The 16,019-nt window shown below is 56.8% G+C and carries 15 protein-coding genes and 1 pseudogene; 7 read left to right on the forward strand and 9 right to left on the reverse strand.

Annotated elements, in window-relative coordinates:
* The first annotated feature begins 38 nt into the window (after nucleotides 1–38).
* Entirely contained in the window at nucleotides 39–737 is a 699-nt protein-coding gene (locus HMPREF1292_RS06080; protein ID WP_023019172.1) for an alpha-ketoglutarate-dependent dioxygenase AlkB, read from the forward strand.
* Between the two features lie 280 nt (nucleotides 738–1,017).
* On the opposite strand, the pseudogene HMPREF1292_RS06085 reads toward HMPREF1292_RS06080, so the two are convergent.
* Nucleotides 1,018–1,725 (reverse strand): annotated as a pseudogene (locus tag HMPREF1292_RS06085) (trypsin-like serine protease); the annotation flags it as partial.
* A gap of 120 nt (nucleotides 1,726–1,845) precedes the next feature.
* Here HMPREF1292_RS06085 and HMPREF1292_RS06090 point away from each other — a divergent pair.
* The 3 genes from HMPREF1292_RS06090 (at nucleotide 1,846) to HMPREF1292_RS06100 (ending at nucleotide 4,320) form a co-directional block, all read left to right on the forward strand.
* Complete coding sequence (locus HMPREF1292_RS06090; protein ID WP_023019174.1) at nucleotides 1,846–2,652, forward strand: hypothetical protein; 807 nt, start codon at nucleotides 1,846–1,848, stop codon at nucleotides 2,650–2,652.
* Nucleotides 2,653–2,675: 23 nt separating this feature from the next.
* Nucleotides 2,676–2,876: a hypothetical protein gene (locus HMPREF1292_RS10865; RefSeq protein WP_023019175.1), complete on the forward strand. Its 201-nt coding sequence runs from the start codon at nucleotides 2,676–2,678 to the stop codon at nucleotides 2,874–2,876.
* A 61-nt stretch (nucleotides 2,877–2,937) separates the two neighbouring features.
* Nucleotides 2,938–4,320, forward strand: a complete 1,383-nt coding sequence (locus HMPREF1292_RS06100) for a phosphatase PAP2 family protein (RefSeq protein WP_023019176.1) — start codon at nucleotides 2,938–2,940, stop codon at nucleotides 4,318–4,320.
* Between the two features lies 1 nt (nucleotide 4,321).
* On the opposite strand, the gene HMPREF1292_RS06105 is transcribed toward HMPREF1292_RS06100, so the two are convergent.
* The 3 genes from HMPREF1292_RS06105 to HMPREF1292_RS06110 form a co-directional block, all read right to left on the reverse strand.
* A complete protein-coding gene (locus tag HMPREF1292_RS06105) occupies nucleotides 4,322–4,564 on the reverse strand; it encodes a hypothetical protein (RefSeq protein ID WP_021353773.1) in 243 nt (80 codons plus the stop codon).
* Nucleotides 4,521–4,874 (reverse strand): hypothetical protein, encoded by a 354-nt coding sequence (locus HMPREF1292_RS11110; protein WP_023019177.1) that lies wholly within the window; start codon nucleotides 4,872–4,874, stop codon nucleotides 4,521–4,523. The genes HMPREF1292_RS06105 and HMPREF1292_RS11110 overlap by 44 nt, the downstream gene beginning before the upstream one ends.
* An 87-nt stretch (nucleotides 4,875–4,961) precedes the next feature.
* Nucleotides 4,962–6,053 (reverse strand): 2,3-butanediol dehydrogenase, encoded by a 1,092-nt coding sequence (locus tag HMPREF1292_RS06110; protein ID WP_023019178.1) that lies wholly within the window; start codon nucleotides 6,051–6,053, stop codon nucleotides 4,962–4,964.
* A 212-nt stretch (nucleotides 6,054–6,265) separates the two neighbouring features.
* Between HMPREF1292_RS06110 and HMPREF1292_RS06115 the strand changes: the two genes are divergently transcribed.
* Nucleotides 6,266–6,577 (forward strand): hypothetical protein, encoded by a 312-nt coding sequence (locus tag HMPREF1292_RS06115; RefSeq protein ID WP_023019179.1) that lies wholly within the window; start codon nucleotides 6,266–6,268, stop codon nucleotides 6,575–6,577.
* A 42-nt stretch (nucleotides 6,578–6,619) separates the two neighbouring features.
* Here HMPREF1292_RS06115 and HMPREF1292_RS06120 read toward each other — a convergent pair whose 3' ends face one another.
* From HMPREF1292_RS06120 to HMPREF1292_RS06140, 5 genes are all read right to left on the reverse strand, one after another.
* The gene (locus tag HMPREF1292_RS06120) at nucleotides 6,620–7,129 is read right to left on the reverse strand and encodes a 2'-5' RNA ligase family protein (protein ID WP_023019180.1); all 510 of its coding nucleotides are present in this window, start codon (nucleotides 7,127–7,129) and stop codon (nucleotides 6,620–6,622) included.
* Nucleotides 7,130–7,218: 89 nt separating this feature from the next.
* Nucleotides 7,219–9,465, reverse strand: a complete 2,247-nt coding sequence (locus HMPREF1292_RS06125; RefSeq protein ID WP_023019181.1) for a YhgE/Pip domain-containing protein — start codon at nucleotides 9,463–9,465, stop codon at nucleotides 7,219–7,221.
* On the reverse strand, nucleotides 9,462–12,005 hold the full coding sequence (locus HMPREF1292_RS06130; protein ID WP_034645175.1) for a YhgE/Pip domain-containing protein: 2,544 nt from the start codon (nucleotides 12,003–12,005) through the stop codon (nucleotides 9,462–9,464). Before HMPREF1292_RS06130 ends, HMPREF1292_RS06125 begins: the two co-directional genes overlap by 4 nt.
* A 200-nt stretch (nucleotides 12,006–12,205) precedes the next feature.
* Nucleotides 12,206–13,321 carry an SURF1 family protein gene (locus HMPREF1292_RS06135; RefSeq protein ID WP_232218014.1) on the reverse strand — a complete coding sequence of 372 codons (1,116 nt, stop codon included), beginning with the start codon at nucleotides 13,319–13,321 and terminating at the stop codon, nucleotides 12,206–12,208.
* A gap of 62 nt (nucleotides 13,322–13,383) precedes the next feature.
* A complete protein-coding gene (locus HMPREF1292_RS06140) occupies nucleotides 13,384–13,860 on the reverse strand; it encodes a low molecular weight protein-tyrosine-phosphatase (protein ID WP_034645177.1) in 477 nt (158 codons plus the stop codon).
* Nucleotides 13,861–13,939: 79 nt separating this feature from the next.
* On the opposite strand from HMPREF1292_RS06140, the gene HMPREF1292_RS06145 reads away from it, so the two are divergent.
* Complete coding sequence (locus HMPREF1292_RS06145) at nucleotides 13,940–15,079, forward strand: Nif3-like dinuclear metal center hexameric protein (RefSeq protein ID WP_023019185.1); 1,140 nt, start codon at nucleotides 13,940–13,942, stop codon at nucleotides 15,077–15,079.
* 159 nt (nucleotides 15,080–15,238) lie between these two features.
* A complete protein-coding gene (locus tag HMPREF1292_RS06150) occupies nucleotides 15,239–16,015 on the forward strand; it encodes a zinc ribbon domain-containing protein (protein WP_023019186.1) in 777 nt (258 codons plus the stop codon).
* Nucleotides 16,016–16,019 lie beyond the last annotated feature (4 nt).

Here is a 16,019-nt window from a genome sequence, read left to right on the forward strand (position 1 = left end):
CCGTCGACACAGCCAACAGCAGCCGATACGGTGAGAGCATGTTGTTTGATTCTCTACCGCGCCCGAGTGAGCGCATCGCGCCGGGCGTGGCGCACCTGCCGGGGTGGTTGGGCGTCGACAAACAAGCAAAGCTAGTGCGCGAGGTTCGCGAGATCGCCCGCACATACGCGGATACTCCAATGGCGATGCTGCGCCCGACGTTAAAATCCGGCGGGCAAATGAGCGTGTACCAGCTGCATTTAGGCAGGTACTGGCACTATCCGAGTTACCGGTATGTCGATAAGATTGCTGGCACCACCGTCCCGCCAGTGCCAGACAGCCTGGTGGCGTTGGCGCCGGTAGCGTTGCGCGCGGCAGCAGGGGTTGCCGAGGAACTGGCCCCGTGGGTAGAGACCTTCGTGCCAGAGATGGTGCTGGTCAACTACTATCCGCCGGGTTCCGGGATGGGCATGCACGTCGACGAATTTGAAGAATCCCGGGCACCGGTCATTTCGCTCTCCATTGGCGACGAAGCGCTGTTCCGCATGGGGCATACCGAATCGCGAACCCAACCCTGGGACGATGTGACGCTGTGCTCCGGCGACCTGGTGGTTTTCGGCGGGCCGAAGCGTTTTGCTTATCACGGGGTAGTGCGCGTGAATGATGCCACGCTTCCCGACGGCTGCGGGCTGGCAGAAGGCCGGATCAACATCACCATCCGGCAGGTTTCTGCGGCGCCGAAGCTGCAGGGGCGCTGAGCGGGGGATTTGCTTAAGGATTTCCTAGGCGATCGTAGATGCAGGCGTGCTAAGAAGACGACAACCCCAAGCTGGAGCCGCCAGCACCACCACCTGGGGTGGCTAGCGGCCCGCGTGGTGGCAAGGGCTGGGGATTCTTGGAATTCGGATTTTCGGGCTTGGCGATGGGAGGCGCGGGCTTAGTGTTTGGCTGCTCGGGCTTGGCGACGGGGCCATTCTGGTGCGCGGCTCCCTGGTGATTGTCTGGGGCAGTTGTATCCGGGCGTTTGGCTTCGGCGTCGGAGGGCGTCTCGTTAGTGCTCGGCTGTGCTGGGGTAGCGGTGGTCTGCGCAATCCAATCGCCTAGCCCATGCAGCGAAGCAAACAGCGAGAAACGCCCACCACCTTGGGGAGCTTTAAACGAGGTCACCCCGGCGACCTCACCGTTGACAAAAAGCGGCCCGCCGGAATCGCCGCGCCCGGCTGTGGCCTCGTCCAAATACTGCACGAGGAATGCATCATGCTGGCTTTCCTGCGGCCGAACCCCGGAAGAAGTTTTACCAACAGCAGCGCGGGCATACTGCAAGGTCTTGCCGGTGCCAGCACCCCAGCCGTACACGCGTCCCTGCTCACCAAAGCTCACCGGTGTGTGGCGAACCTCGCGGATCAGATGCTGTGGCAACGCATCGGTGACATGCACCAACGCCACATCGCCGTGCGGCGCCCACACTGCGTAATCCGAGGTGAACCGATTTTCTTCCCGGTGTTGCTGCTCGCGGGTGGTGCCAACGTAGACCGATCGCTGCAAATTGGGAACCTCGACGCAATGCTGGGCGGTCAGCACCCACTGAGGAGCAACCACGGTGCCAGTGCAGCTGGCCACTTGAACCACGCCTTCGGCAGCGGTGTCGGTGGTGGCAACATCGGTTCCGTTCGTCAGCCCGGTGGCTGTTGCTGTTCCGAAGACACTGAGAAAACTTGCTGCAGCAAGGACGGCTATTTTCCGCATACCTTTATCTTAGTACTAGCAATCAATATGTTCTATAAGCGAATAATATACATAGTTGTTAGAATTCAGCTATCGCAAGCTGCTCAATTTTTTGACGAATTACGTCTCTGTGGGGGTGGGATGAATTCAAGCCGAAAAAGCGCGAATTTTCTGGGCGAAAATCCGCCGTTTTCTAAAAGCCGAGTAAATAAACAAGGAAGTCTTTGGCGTGATGGTCAAGACTTTGAAGTCAAAGTGATTAATGAATACATCGCATTTAATGCAGTGTATGTTGAAGAATTACTCTCGATTACAGAGCAAATTACGTCTGGATTCATGATGAACATCAGTCCTGCAGGTGATGCCGTGACTCCAGACTCGGGTTCGTACTTATTATCTGCACGAGTAAAGACTAAAGACACCTTGCTTGAAAAACTGCAGAGGTTGCAGACCACGCCGTTAATGAACATTCAAGATGTAGCTGGCATTAGGTTTGATTGCGATCTGTCGCTGACTGAGCAAACAGAGGTTGCAGAAGTTTTTAAGCGCGGATTCGAAAATAGTGGTGCGAAACGTGTAGATATCAGGGACTGTCGGGACGAACCCCACTCGGGATATCGCGCCATTCACCTCCATATCCGAGGTAATGCTGGTAGAAGCGAGATGCAGATCCGGACGGCTTGGCAATCTAAATGGGCGAACTATTACGAAGAAGCTGCTGATATTTTCGGAAGAGAAATTCGTTACCTGCACGAAGGAGCAACGATGCCTCCGAAGGCACAAGGCGTTGTGATGCAGCTACTTGAAGCGTCGACGGAAATTGCTGAGTTTGAACAACGCACAGACAGCGATTCGCACTACAGTCGTGACCATGTTCGTAATTTCCGCAGACAAATCGATGATAAACTTTCACGTATCCAAGCTGAATTGCGGCAGCAGCGAATCTAAGACTGAAATGGAAGGCTAATGTTATGGCGTCATATCTAATTCAGTACCACCGTCGTTCAGGGGAACTAGACATCCATGAATTTGACTCGCTGCCAGAGGCAACATTGAGGCGCCTCGAATTGGATGAGACCAATGATGACCCTGATCTCGAAGTTGTTGCCGTTGCCAGTGAGAGCGAAGAACATCTGCGGCAATCCCACTCTCGGTATTTTTCGAAGACGTAATCCAACCGCAGCAGTGAACCCTTCAATCTCATTAGATGCTCTGGGATAATTCATTGTGAAAATGTTTCTTACATCCCGACGCTGTGCTACTTCGCTGTTAACTGCCGCCGGAGCCCTGGCAGTTGTGGCTGGGACTCCTAGCCTTGTGGAACAGCACGGCGGCACTGCGCACTCCATGGCAGCAGAAGCCTCATTGCAAGCCCCACTTAACGCGAACACCACGCACCTGGCACTCCCATTCGAGATCCCACAGTTGCAGCTGCCTGCCCCGAAACTTTCCAGCGAGCACGGCGCGGGGCCAGAGTACAGCCCGCTGAGCTCGATCGGCGCGAACCCACAACACCACGCGGGCGCCCCGGTGCCGCGGCCTTTCGATGTCAGCTACCTCACCGGTTACGTCTCCGATGTGTCTTCTTACCAGTACGGCATCTATTACGAGGTGGTGCGAGAATTTAAAAACCTGCGCAGTAACCACCCGGAGGTGATGCAGAAAAACCTGGACATCGTCGCTGAGTACAACAATAATGCGCACCAACAGCGCGTCGACAAGGCCATTCGTGATGCCCTGGCAGATAAAGACGGCGTGCTTTTTACCGCAGCTGAGGCTCTTGGCGACGAATTCGGCCAGCATTTTCTGGCTGCGTTACACGAAAAGCGGCTGCCGAAAACTGAGTTCCTACTGGGCAACGGCTATGCCGCTCGCGCCGGTGGAATCGCTAGCTGGGGTCGCGCGGAAAAGCTGCTGTTCAATAACGACCGCCCATTCGTGCAAGCCCCGGAACGCATTCAGCGCCATGAGTCACCGGAACGTGAGCTCTACGACGGCTCGAGCAAATCCTTCCCGTCCGGGCACACTAACCAGGCGACCTGGATTACCACGCTGCTGGCCATGATGCTGCCGGAGGTGGGTACGCAATTGCTGGCGCGCGGTTCTGAGGCTGGGGAATCGCGACTGGTGATGGGCGTGCACTTCCCGTTGGATGTCATCGGCGGGCGCATGACCGGGCAGGCGGCCGCGGCGGATCGTTGGAATGATCCGAAAATGCGCGATGCGCTGCTGCAGGCGCGTGAAGAGATCGTCGCAGAAATGGAATGGCGCGCGGCCAAGCCTTTCGCCGAGATGATTGCCGAAGACTCGCATGCGCTCAGCGACCAGCAAGCAGAAGCTGATTACACACGACGCATGACCTACGGCTTCACACCAATTTTCGCGACCGATGAACCGGTGAACGTCCCCACAGCGGCACCAGCGTTACTGGAAACCCGCTTCCCGGAACTCAGCTACGAGCAGCGTGCTGAAGTACTGCGCCACACCGCCTTGCCGTCCGGCTACCCACTGGATGATCGCGACCCAGACAAAGGGGACTGGCAGCGAATTAATCTAGCCCGCGCCTGGAATGCACAGGTAAGCATCGGCGCGGGCGGGGAAGTAGTGGTGAAATAAGTTAGTCGTCGAAGATGAGGTGGGTGTTCCAATTTCGGCGCCACCATTGTTTAAGCTTTGTACCAATACTGGTGTCGGCTGGAGTGCTTGTGCCCCGTTGGAGTTCATCGGTAGCTTCTGGAGGCACCGGCGCACCGGCGAGCTCGTAAACATAGCGAGGGAGAATTTCGCCAGTGAACTTCGTGCCTTCTACTGCGACTTCAGCAATCGTTTGGCGTACCCGAGGATTGGTTTCTTGGGGCATCGCTACCTCCTGTATCGTCCTGCTTCCGATTATCGTCGTTCAATGTTTCTAAGGCAAGACCAGCAATTAGTGCTTTTTCGGTTTTTGTAATGAGTGAGCTTTGGTATAAGGCTTTTGTATTTTGCCAGGCGGCGCTACGAACTCGTTCATTGTCATTAGCGATATTTTCGATTGACCAAGTATAACGTTTCCACCATTCCGAACGATTATCGCTGTTCGTTCGCTGTTGAATGGTGACAACTAGCCCTATAAGGCCTGCTAATGCAACAACTAACTGTGCTGCTTGCAGAACTATTTCTGCCGGATCCATAAAAATCCCCCGATTGTCCTCACAAGCTATAGCTCACGATGGAGTATAGCGCAGAGAAAAACGGGGGGAAGAGTTAACCAGAAAGTGCTACTTATCCAAGCCCTTGCCAGATGGCGAAACGAGGATCTTCACGGCGGTTTCGTTGCGGTGAATGAGTGTGTCGAAACCTTCGTCGATCAGTTCGTCCAAACCAATGCGCGCGGTGACAAACGGCGTGAGGTCCACGCGTCCATCTTCGACCAATTTGATTGCAGCCGGGTGGTTGTTGACATAACCAATGGTGCCGCGCACGTCCAGTTCCTTGAGCACGATCTTGTTCAGGTCCACCTCGGCAGGCTTGCCCCAAATTGAGACGATCTGCAAAACCCCGCGTGGGCGCAGCGCATCCATGAGCGTGTCGAAAACCACCGGAACAGAGGTGCATTCAAAAGCCACATCGGCGCCGGCACCGTCGGTAAGCTCCTTGACCTTGGCGACGACGTCGACTTCTTCTGGGGTCAGCGCATGATCAGCAACCCCGGTTTCCAGGGCCTTCTCGCGGCGCGCTTTGGACAGCTCGGAGACGACGACGGTCACGCCAAACGCCTTCAACACAGCCGCGGTGAGCAAACCGATTGGGCCCGCACCACCGATGAGTGCGACCTGACCCGTGGAATCCTCGCCCACGCCAGCGCGTTCCACGGCGTGGTAACCCACGGTCAGTGGTTCAATGAGCGCGGCGTGATCGAGGGAAACTTTATCGCTGATCTTGTGGATCCACCGACGCTTGACGACGACATTTTCCGCCAACCCGCCGCCGCGGCCACCCAGCCCGATGAAGTTCATGTTTTCCGACAGGTGGTAAGTCTTGGATTCTGGTCCGGTATTAACGTCTTCACTGATGATGTAGGGCTCGACAACGACGTGATCGCCCACGGCCAGGTCATCGATATCATCGGCTACTTCGGAGATCACGCCACAGAATTCGTGGCCCATCGTCACTGGTGGTTCTTCGCCGCTGATGGGGTGTGGGTTGCCGTGTGAAGGGCAGAAGATCGGGCCATCGAGGTATTCATGCAGGTCAGTGCCACAGATGCCACACCAGGCAACATCAACGCGGGCGGTGCCTGGTTGTAATTCTTGTTGCTCGATGTCTTCGATACGGATGTCATTGCGATCATAAAAACGTGCAGCTTTCATGGTGCCTCCTCAGGTCACGGCGTGTGTATAGACAGCCTGCGGCGGTAGCGTGGCCAGGCTGCAAATCGGATGAATGTCGAAGAATGATGTGCTATAAAATTCCGGAACCTTATGGTCCCCATCATATAAGCAGTGGCGTGTGACTGGCGTATGTTTTTTATCACGAAGACTGCGCCGTAAAAACCAGAGACGTTGCTTGCTAGAGTTGCATTATGAGTACCCCCACAGAAATCGTCGCCAGGTTGCGCAGCGAAGTCGAAGATGGCTCGCTGGAATCGTTTTGCTTAGAACTGGGTATTGACCTGCTGGTTTTATTCGGAAGCGCACGTACTGATGCGCACAGTGCGGGGGATGTAGATCTTGCTTATTCAGTTGATTTTTCTCGCCCCAAAGAAGACAGGCCGAATCTTCTCGACGTAGCCACGGCGTTTTATGTCCGATACGGGGTTGATGCTGGGGACACCATGGACTTTATGAATTCAGCATATTGCTACGACGACTTTGGATATCGTGGATTCAAATAGTCGGCGCGGTTTTGAAACGCTAATCCGTGCTGGAAAATAATGCTAACCACCCGCGAGCAAGCGTTTTTCTTGCGTCTTCGGGCGCCAGTACGCGGCTTCCACTGCGGTGAGTTCTTTGAAATGCGACGAGGTCAGCTCATCCATGGCCTGTAAATAGCCGGGGATGTGTTTGCGGGGCAGGCGCAAACCCATGGTCAGGTGGGGCGTCCACAATGGGCCGTGGCCATCGGGGTTGGCTGCGCTGATTGTGCTGGCGGCAATTTCTAATTCCCGGGTGGTCTGCAACAACCACGCCACGGTCTGTTTGCTCTTAGTACCGAAGATGACGTTGCCCACCCGCCGGAATTGAGCCGGGATCACCGCGGGTAATAACTCGGCTGCCAACTCGACGACGCTGGGATCCATCGCCGCGGAAAACGTCACCGTAATATGTGGGCGCTGGTTTTGCACCGGAAAGCCCCGGGCAGCCAAGCCAGCGAAAATCTCGCGGATGCGCTGCTCTTGTTTTTCCGGCAGATAGAGCAGGATATTGTCCGGGGAATTTTTACTCACGCCAACCACCACTCATAACACCCAGTAATAGCAGTGTTGGCGAGCAAAGTCAGCCAAGCGCGGGCGTCCTCCTACTAGTAGTACTAGCGCTATTGCATGACTCGGGTTTCCCGGATGCCTTTCTGCAGCCGCTGGTGGTAGCTATCCATCGCGCGACGCAGCCACAATCCCAGCACCAAAGCCGGGATGGCGAATAACAGCAGCATGCCCAGGTCGCGGAAAATATCCCCTTGGTACACACCAGCGATTGCGCTGCGGAACGCATCAATGGCATAGGTGGCAGGCAGCCACGGACTCACAGACTGGAACCAATGAGGCAGCAGCGGTAGCGGATAAGCACCGCCGGAGCCGGAAACCTGCACGATCAATAGCAGCACAGCGAGTGCCTTACCGGCACTATCGAAGGCGATCACCAGTGCATGCACGATCAACATGAATACCGATGAGGCAAGCACAGCACTCAACCAGAGTAAGAATGGGTGCTCTGGTTGAATCTGCACGAAGAAGATCAAACCGCCCACGGCGAAGGTTGCCTGGGCAATACCGATCGCCAAGAACGTAGCCACCCGGCCCAGATAAATCTGGTTGCGCGTGAACTCGCCGTCGTCGCTGAGGTATGTGTGTTCAGCGTTGCTGCGCATCAAAACGCACGTCAACAACGCACCCACCCACAGTGCGAGTGCCAGGTAGAACGGCGTCATACCTACACCAAACGACGCCACTGCGAACACTGGTTTGCGTTCCACAGCCACTGGCGCGGAAATCCGGGAGGCAAGCAATTCTGGATCCGAGCCGATGATGTCAGCTAATTTGCTCAGGTCACCACCTTCGCGCACCTCTGCAAATTGGCGTTCCAGATCAGCAAAGCGACGTGCTTGCTGATAGAGAGTATCGGCCAACCGGTCGGCGCCATCCCGGGCGCGCAACAAACTGGACTCCGGACCACCCGAGGTGCTCGATAGCGTATTGCGCACATCGGCGATTTCCGCGCGCACCGCAGCGATATCATTAACGACGGTGTTTACGCTCCCGCGCAGCGTATTCAACTGGGGCTGCAAATTCTCGCGGTAGGCAGTGCGTGCATTATCGACAGCCTGGCGGGCTGCCGCAATCGCTTCCTGGGTTTGTTGCCGGGATTGCCGTGCATTACCGGTGCCCGATTCGACGCGATCGGCGGTCGTCGTCAAAGAAGCATGCAGGGCATTCGACTGGGCGATAGACGCATCCAATTGCGCGCGGACCTGCTGGTAGCCAGCAGAAACCGGGTCTGGCAGCGGCAAGTTGCCGATTTCCCGTTCGAGTGCATCGCGTACGCCTTGGAACGCTGCTGTTTGCTGCGCTACCCGTTCTGCCGCCGTGCGGTAAGTTTGCGCCGTCTGCGCCGTGGCAGCCTGCGCATTATTCAATAACTCGTCGAATTGATCTGATAATGCCGCATAAGCTTGCGAGGTCGCGCCCAAGGAATTTTCTAGCGCGCTGGTGGAATCATTTAGGGTTGCCGAAAGCGCATCAATGGGGGAAGAGCCATCAGCCCCAGCCCCGACGCTAGCTCCACCGCCGGCCCCAGCTCCGGCGCCAGAGCTAGCGCCAGCATCAGTACCCGAGGCAGTGTGGCTCCCGGCAGCACGCAAAATATTATCAGCGGCCTGCGCCAGCGGGATTGCGGAATCGACAAGGTTTGCCAAACTACGCACCGTGGCGGCAGAAGAATTCAACCGTGTACCGATGTTTTCAACACGGTTGGCGACATTATCCAAAGCCGCCTGGGTTTCTTCCTCCTCTAGATAATTATCCAACGATTCGACAACACCCAGCCCAATGGTGGTGACCACGCGGGTGAAAGATTCGTCGATACGCTCAATCACACCGCTGGCACTGCGCTCGGTGATGGTCGTTGACAAGGCGTTTTTCTTCTCGTTGGTATACAGATCCAACTTTGCCGGCTCGGTGCCTTCGATATAGAAGGTCAGCAATTCCCGGCTGAAGTTTTCTGGCAACACGATGCCGGCGTAGTATTCGCCGGACTTGGTGCCCTCTAAAGCATCGTCGGCATTGGTCAGAACCCAATCGACCTGCTCATTTCGGGAAAGCTGGGACAGCACTTCGTCGCCAAGATTCAACCGCAACGAAGCCAGATCGGACTCGTGGCCCTCATCCTTGCTAGCCACGGCGATTTTCAAGCGGTCGGTATTGCTGAAGGGATCCCAGCTAGCCAAAATATTGAAGCCAGTAAACAGCAACGGGATGATGACCAGACCGAAAACAATCACACCCGTCATGACATTGCCGCGGATTGCACGCAGATCATTGCGGAGAATACTCAGGATGTTGTTCATGACTTCTTACCTTGCTTGGCCAGTTGTTCTTGCAGCTCGTCATCGCTGAGATCCGCCAAGCTGTTATCGCGTGCGACGGACTGTTTAATGTATTCCAACGCGCAAATAATGACTACCGCGATCATCACCACTAGGCACGCCAAACCGAAAAAGACAGCTTTCTCATCCGGGTTGAAGCGGGAAACGATGCCTAAGATCAGCACGAGCAACGCACCCACACCAATGGTGATACCCATCCATTGCGAATAATTGCGGCGCGCGGAACGCCACTTGGAATCCAAACTCTCTTGGTAGCCTTCACGGTCCCGCAAAGCAGCGACGACGTCGGTGATGCGGTACGGGCTGCCGGTCAAATGCACCTTCTCGTTGATTACCAGGCCACCTTTTTCCAGCTGGTCGTTGACCAAAATATTGACATGTGAAAGGCCGCGGCGTGCCAACATGCCCACCAGGAAGGCCACCGCTGCCATCGCGATGATTGTGGCCAGGTTGCTCCAGTAATGGTTGCCATAGAACCCGCCGACGGTTTCTCGCATCGCACCAATGCCGTAAGTAAACGGCAGGAAAGGGTGTATCGCGCGGAAGAAATCGGGGGTCATCTCAATGGGATAGAGCCCAGAAGCTCCGGGGATTTGCACAAAAGCGTAGACCACCGCGATGATGCGTCCGATGTGGCCGAAGGCAGAGACCAAGCCGTAAATAATCGCTAAGTAACACAGGCTCAAGATAGTGGCGGTGAGGACATAACCGATTGCGGAGACGTGCTCGACGCCAATGACCAGGTTGCCGATGGACACGATCAGCGCTTGCATAATGCCAAATACACCCATGAGCAGGTAGCGCGCCTGATATGCGCGCTGCACGGTGAGGCCTTCCCGCCCGCGGGAATCGACTTCTGTGCGGAAAATGATCATCAACATGAATGCGCCGATCCACAGCGTCAGGTTGATAAACAGCGAGGACATGCCAGAACCGTAGTGCGAAACTGGGAAGACCGCGTGCGATTCCATCTCTGCCGGGGAGGCCAAAAAAGACGAAATCTCGTCGGCATTCAGTGCATTGACCGAGCGCAAAGCAGGATTATCTTGGGCAAGATTGGCCAGTGCCAGGATGTCCGTGCGTGCAGTGTTGAGCCCATTTTCGATGCCGTCGAGATCTTCCCGGAAATTACCGATGACGTCTTTCGCGCGCCCCAGCTGCGTGTCGACGCCGTCGAGCAAACCATCGGTCTCGCCGAGCAAACTCTTCTGTGCACCCAGGGTGGCGGACAGATTCGCGGCGGTAGCAGATACCCGCGAGATGGCCGAATTCAGCTGTGGCACGGTGTTGTTGATGGAATCACGCAGTCCCACGGAATCTGCACGCACTGCGTCCGTGGCGCGGTCGAGTGCAGCGGCAGTGTCGTTCAAAGAATTCAACGTATTTTGTGCGCTATCGTTCAATACGGAAAGCTCACCGAGCACGGCGCGGTTTTGCGAATTGCGGGCGTGCAGATCATCCACGGTTTGCTGGATCTGTCCGGAAATTTGCGGCGGTAGGGCCGGCAGTCGCGCTAACCCACCTAAACGGTCGATGGCTTGTTCTGCTTGGTCGACGATGCCGCTGGCACCATCGGTGGCCGCCCCCACGCGGTTGAGTGCGCCGGTCAACTGGCCAGATACGGAGTTCACGCTGGCGTGCGCGGAAGCAGCGCCGTCGGCAAGCGCGGTGGTGCCCTGCACATAAGCAGCGGTGGCCTCATCGGCAAACGTGGTCAGCTGGCGCTGCACCTCGTTGGTGATGGACTCCACCTGGCCTAGGGCAATTTGGGCGTCGTCGATGGTGCGTTCCACCGTAACCAGTGCTTCGCGGGCCTCGGCGATGGCTGGGCGGGAATTATCCAGGCTGGATTGCACCGCAGCGAGCCTGTCGCGAGATTGCGCCACCGTCTCTGCAGTGCGGATAAAAGAATCCGAAGCCCGACTGGCAGTGTCGCCGATGCGGAAATCCAGGTCGTGGCCTGACTTCCGCAATTCCGCGGCCACCGATTGTGCGACCTGCTCGTTAAACGCAGCGCTGATCGTTGAATCAATGGTGGAAGCGCCCTGATCCGTGATTTTCGGGGCAATCGCGTTGAGTTTCTCGTTCACCGCATATTCCAGCGTCGGCTGGGAATATGTGCCCTGGAACAAGCTGACGAAGTCCTGCGAGAAGGTTTTGGGCACCGTGATAGAAGCGAAAACATCACCCGTGTGCACCGCGTGGTTGGCCTCGTCGCGGTTAATAAACTGCCAGCCCAGGCGGTCGTTGTCTTTGAGCTGCTTTACTAACTCCGCGCCGACGTCAAGATCGCCCGTGAGATCCGAACTAGCGCCCTCATCCTCGTTAACCACAGCAACTTTGATATTGCCGGTGTTTTCATACGGATCCCAAAACGCCGCGATATTAACCCAGGAATATAAAGCTGGGGTGATCATCAATCCGACCAGAATCACCCACACTTTCCGGGTGCGCCACAACCGGGCTAAGTCCTCGCGAAAGACCTTCCAACTAATACTCACCCGTAGAACGCTAGCACCGCTTTTAGGCACTTGCACAGCTCAGAGCCTAATTTTTGGCCTTTTTCGGATAAGTGATAGCACTTTGGCGAATCTGTTTTAGAACCGATGGTTTTTCTCGAGATGCTTAACGACGCCGCGCCTCGGATGGTTGCTTAACGACGCCATGTGGCGGATGCTTACTTGACGACGCAAACCGTGGCTTATCGACGCCGCCTGCCACGGAACTTCGCGAGTTGATTCGCGCTATCCCCGCCGTAGCGATCCTGTAAACCACGCGAACGCGTGGCTGCCGCGGGCCGCGCAGAACCCGCTGGGGCACTGGCGCCTGCCGGGGAATTCGCCTGCGCGGCAGTCTTGTCGGCATCTGGTTGCTCGTTGGCGTCTGCTTGTTCGCCGACGTCGACTTGCTCGTTGACGTCTGCGATCTGAGACTGCCCTTCTGTCGTGTGTTCTGCGCGCTCCCGGCGTCGCTCGCGCAGCTCGGCATACACAAAATATGCCAGGCCAGCAGGGGCCATAATGCCGAAAGCGATCCACTGGAAGCCATACGATAAGTGCGAACCACGATCCAGCTTCGGCACCGGAATTGGTTCCAGTGCTTCTGGTTGCTCAGCCGCGGTTACGTTCACGATGGCGTCGGCAAGCTCCAGGCCCGTCAGCTCTTCGACCTGTTCCGGGCTGACCGAGCGCACCTGGGTATAGCCAGCGTCGTCAATCGGCGGGGCCTCGTGGGGTGCTTCCCCGAAACGCAGCATGGCCTCGGTAGTGATGTGCGTTCCAGAAGGCGGGGTGATTTCTGGAACAGAACCGTCACGATTAGCCACCGCAAAACCGCGGTTAACCAATACTGTCTGGCCCGAATCCAATTGGAAAGGCACCAACGATTGAAACACCTGCGAGCCCTCCAACGGGCGCAAGCGCAGCAACATCTCGTGTTCTGGCAGGTAGTGGCCGCGCAGGATGACACGGTGCCATTCCTCGTCGATGGTAATTCCGCCGGAGGCGTCGACAAGCTCTGCAAACGGCACCGGATCCTGCTCATAGGCTTGCTGAATGCGCTCGTTGCGGTCGACGATCTCATCATCCTTGTTCAGCTGCCAGGGTGCGAGCACCGTGAAAGCCAGGATGGAAAAAGCGATGAGCGACAGTGCCAGGATAATCCAACTGGGCTTGGCAAAGACTTTCCACCAGGAGGTTGGTGCGCCGTTGTTGGCGCTGCGGTTGGTTTGTGGCACGTCGGTATTGCGCGGCTGATTCGGTTGAGCTGGAGCTTCTGGTAGTCCAGATTGTTCAGGCTGCTGGGGTCGGGCACTCACACCGACCATGATAGACCTGCACGCCGGTTACTAGCGCAGCTGGTAGCAGCACAGCCCGGTTGCTAGCGCAGCTGGTCTTGGACGTACTCGAGCAGCCCAGGCAAGCTGGCTTCGATCTCTTTGCGCACGCGCGTGAAGCCGTCGCTGCCCCCGTAATAAGGGTCAGCGACGGAGGGTTCTTCTTCTGCTGTTGGATCGAAACTGCGCATCAGGGCCACGCGGTTTTCGTCGACACCGCGGGCGATGAGCTGGGAGCGGTGGCCGGTATCCATGGCAATGAACAAGTCCGTATCACCAGCCTGTGGGCCAAACTGTTGCGCTATGTGTTCGGTACCGTCCAGGCCGATCTCGTGTAATTCTGCCACGGTGCGCTCATCCGCACCTTCCCCGACGTGCCAGCTGTCTACACCACAGGAAGCGACTTTGACGAGCTCGCCCAGACCCGCCTCCTGAATGGCCTCGCGTGCCATGACTTCTGCCATTGGCGAGCGACAGATATTTCCGGTGCATACAAAATTAATGGAATAGGTAGCAGTCATGCTGCTGTATTTTATCGTCTCAGGTGCCTGCTGCGTGCCATAATTGTAGGAGCGTATGACGGAGTTAAAGGAGCAGCACATGAGCACCGAGACCACGGTAGGCGAAATTTGCCAGATTATGGACCGCGCCTATCCACCGCATTTGGCGGAAAGCTGGGATAGCGTCGGGCTTATTTGTGGGCGTCGCGAAGCCCCGGTGCGCCAGGTGGCTTTTGCTCTGGACTGCACCGGCGAGGTGGCAGACGCGGCGGTAGCGGCCGGTGTGGACATGTTGATCGTGCATCACCCGTTGCTGCTGCGCGGGGTGGATAGCGTGGCTGCGGATACCCCGAAGGGGCGGATTTTGCACTCGCTGATTGAGGCGGGCATCGCGTTGTTTGCTGCGCACACCAACGCTGATTCTGCACGCCCGGGAGTGAACGATAAGCTGGCTGAACTCGTCGGCATCACCCCAGGGCGCCCGTTGGCACCGAAGCCAGGGCCGGGGCGGCACTTGTGGGGCGTACACGTGCCAGCGGCACACGCCGAGCCGCTGAAGCAGGCCTTGTTTGCCGCGGGAGCGGGGCGGATTGGTAATTATTCCGAGTGCGTCTACGAGATCGCAGGCACCGGGCAGTTCAAGCCAGAACCAGGTGCGGATCCCACAGACGGTGAGGTCGGGCATACTTACCGTGACGATGAGCTGCGCATTCAGTTCGTCGCCAAGCCAGGCGATAAGCAGGTGCTTCTCAACGCCTTGTACGCCCACCATCCGTATGAAGAACCCGCCTTTGATATCACCGAGCTTGCCGACGCCACCCCGCTGGAAAGTGCCTATGGCTTGGGACGGATAGGTAAGTTGCCAGAACCAATGAGCTTGCGGGAATTTAGCCAGCAAGTCGCTGATGTTTTACCTGCCACATCTTGGGGAGTGCGTGCGGCAGGAGACCCGAACAAACAAGTACAGACGGTGGCGGTGGCCTCAGGAGCTGGCGATGGTTTTATCGCGACGGCTGCGAAACTGGGCGCTGATGTGTTTGTTACCTCAGATTTGCGGCATCACCCCGTCGATGAGCACCTGCGCACCAGCGATATGGCAATTATTGATACCGCGCATTGGGCCTCGGAATTTCCGTGGACTGCGCAAGCTGAAGAAATTGTGCGCCGGGAAGCTGGTGTTAAGACCACAATTTTGCAGGTGCGTACTGATCCTTGGACGATGTCTGTGCATAAGGGCTAAAAGCATAAGAGCATGAGAGCATAACGAGCTCAGCGGGCGCCGTGGACGCAGTGGACGGTACCAGCACAGCGGGTGCGGCGAGCGCAGCGAATGCAACAGCCGATAAATGCTAAGAAACGCGATTAAAGAAAATACGGAAATTAACGGAGACTCACGATGATGAAGCTAGCCCCGAAACAGCAACAACAGTTACTGGAACTGGCCAACCTGGAACGCGCGCAAGCCAGCGCTGGTGCGCAGGCTGGGTCTGGTGACGCAGCTACGCGCAAGTCTGTCACGCCAGAACGCGCCGAAGCCGATAAAGCAGCCAGCAAGCTCAAACGCGCGCGGGATGCCGCCGCGGCCGCGCAAATGGCAGTGGACGATATGGAAGCTGAGATCTTGCGCATCCAACAAGACGAACGCAAGCTGAAGCGTCGCAATATCGACAACAAAAAGCAGCTAGCCACCGAGCAAGACCCGGAAATCCGGAAAGACCTAGAACACGACAAGTACACCACAAAATCCCGCATCGCGGATTTGATGAGTGAACTGCAAGAAGCCCACAACGAGATCCACGCGTTACGGCAAAACCGTGACGTGCACGGAGCAAAGGTAGACCAAGCCAAAAACGAGCTGGAAGCTGCTGAGCGCGCCGCCGATGCTGCGGATGCTGTCAAGACTGAAGAACCGGACCCGCTAGAAAACATCACGAAACTACGCGCAGAACTGCAAGAACAAGCCCCTGAAGCGTTGGCGGCCTATGACGAAGTCCGGGGCGAAAATGGTGTGGGCGTAGCCCGCTTTACCGGACGTGGTTGCGGCGGCTGCTACATCCAGCTGCCACCAGCAGACCAGTCCGCGGTACGTGGAGCCAAGCCAGATGTCGTTCCAGAATGCCCAGATTGTGGCACCTTCCTGGTACCGGCCAGGCAGAATAAGTTGCAGGCAAAATAAGGAG

It is taken from the genome of Corynebacterium sp. KPL1995, assembly GCF_000477935.1.
In the GTDB taxonomy this organism is placed as follows: domain Bacteria; phylum Actinomycetota; class Actinomycetes; order Mycobacteriales; family Mycobacteriaceae; genus Corynebacterium; species Corynebacterium pseudodiphtheriticum.

What these genes read in the sequence shown, in the direction of transcription:
- HMPREF1292_RS06080 (WP_023019172.1), top strand. Translation starts at nt 39, where the DNA reads ATGTTGTTTGATTCTCTACCGCGCCCGAGTGAGCGCATCGCGCCGGGC.
- HMPREF1292_RS06090 (WP_023019174.1), top strand. Translation starts at nt 1,846, where the DNA reads ATGAATTCAAGCCGAAAAAGCGCGAATTTTCTGGGCGAAAATCCGCCG.
- HMPREF1292_RS10865 (WP_023019175.1), top strand. Translation starts at nt 2,676, where the DNA reads ATGGCGTCATATCTAATTCAGTACCACCGTCGTTCAGGGGAACTAGAC.
- HMPREF1292_RS06100 (WP_023019176.1), top strand. Translation starts at nt 2,938, where the DNA reads ATGTTTCTTACATCCCGACGCTGTGCTACTTCGCTGTTAACTGCCGCC.
- HMPREF1292_RS06105 (WP_021353773.1), bottom strand. Translation starts at nt 4,564, where the DNA reads ATGCCCCAAGAAACCAATCCTCGGGTACGCCAAACGATTGCTGAAGTC.
- HMPREF1292_RS11110 (WP_023019177.1), bottom strand. Translation starts at nt 4,874, where the DNA reads ATGGATCCGGCAGAAATAGTTCTGCAAGCAGCACAGTTAGTTGTTGCA.
- HMPREF1292_RS06110 (WP_023019178.1), bottom strand. Translation starts at nt 6,053, where the DNA reads ATGAAAGCTGCACGTTTTTATGATCGCAATGACATCCGTATCGAAGAC.
- HMPREF1292_RS06115 (WP_023019179.1), top strand. Translation starts at nt 6,266, where the DNA reads ATGAGTACCCCCACAGAAATCGTCGCCAGGTTGCGCAGCGAAGTCGAA.
- HMPREF1292_RS06125 (WP_023019181.1), bottom strand. Translation starts at nt 9,465, where the DNA reads ATGAACAACATCCTGAGTATTCTCCGCAATGATCTGCGTGCAATCCGC.
- HMPREF1292_RS06140 (WP_034645177.1), bottom strand. Translation starts at nt 13,860, where the DNA reads ATGACTGCTACCTATTCCATTAATTTTGTATGCACCGGAAATATCTGT.
- HMPREF1292_RS06145 (WP_023019185.1), top strand. Translation starts at nt 13,940, where the DNA reads ATGAGCACCGAGACCACGGTAGGCGAAATTTGCCAGATTATGGACCGC.
- HMPREF1292_RS06150 (WP_023019186.1), top strand. Translation starts at nt 15,239, where the DNA reads ATGAAGCTAGCCCCGAAACAGCAACAACAGTTACTGGAACTGGCCAAC.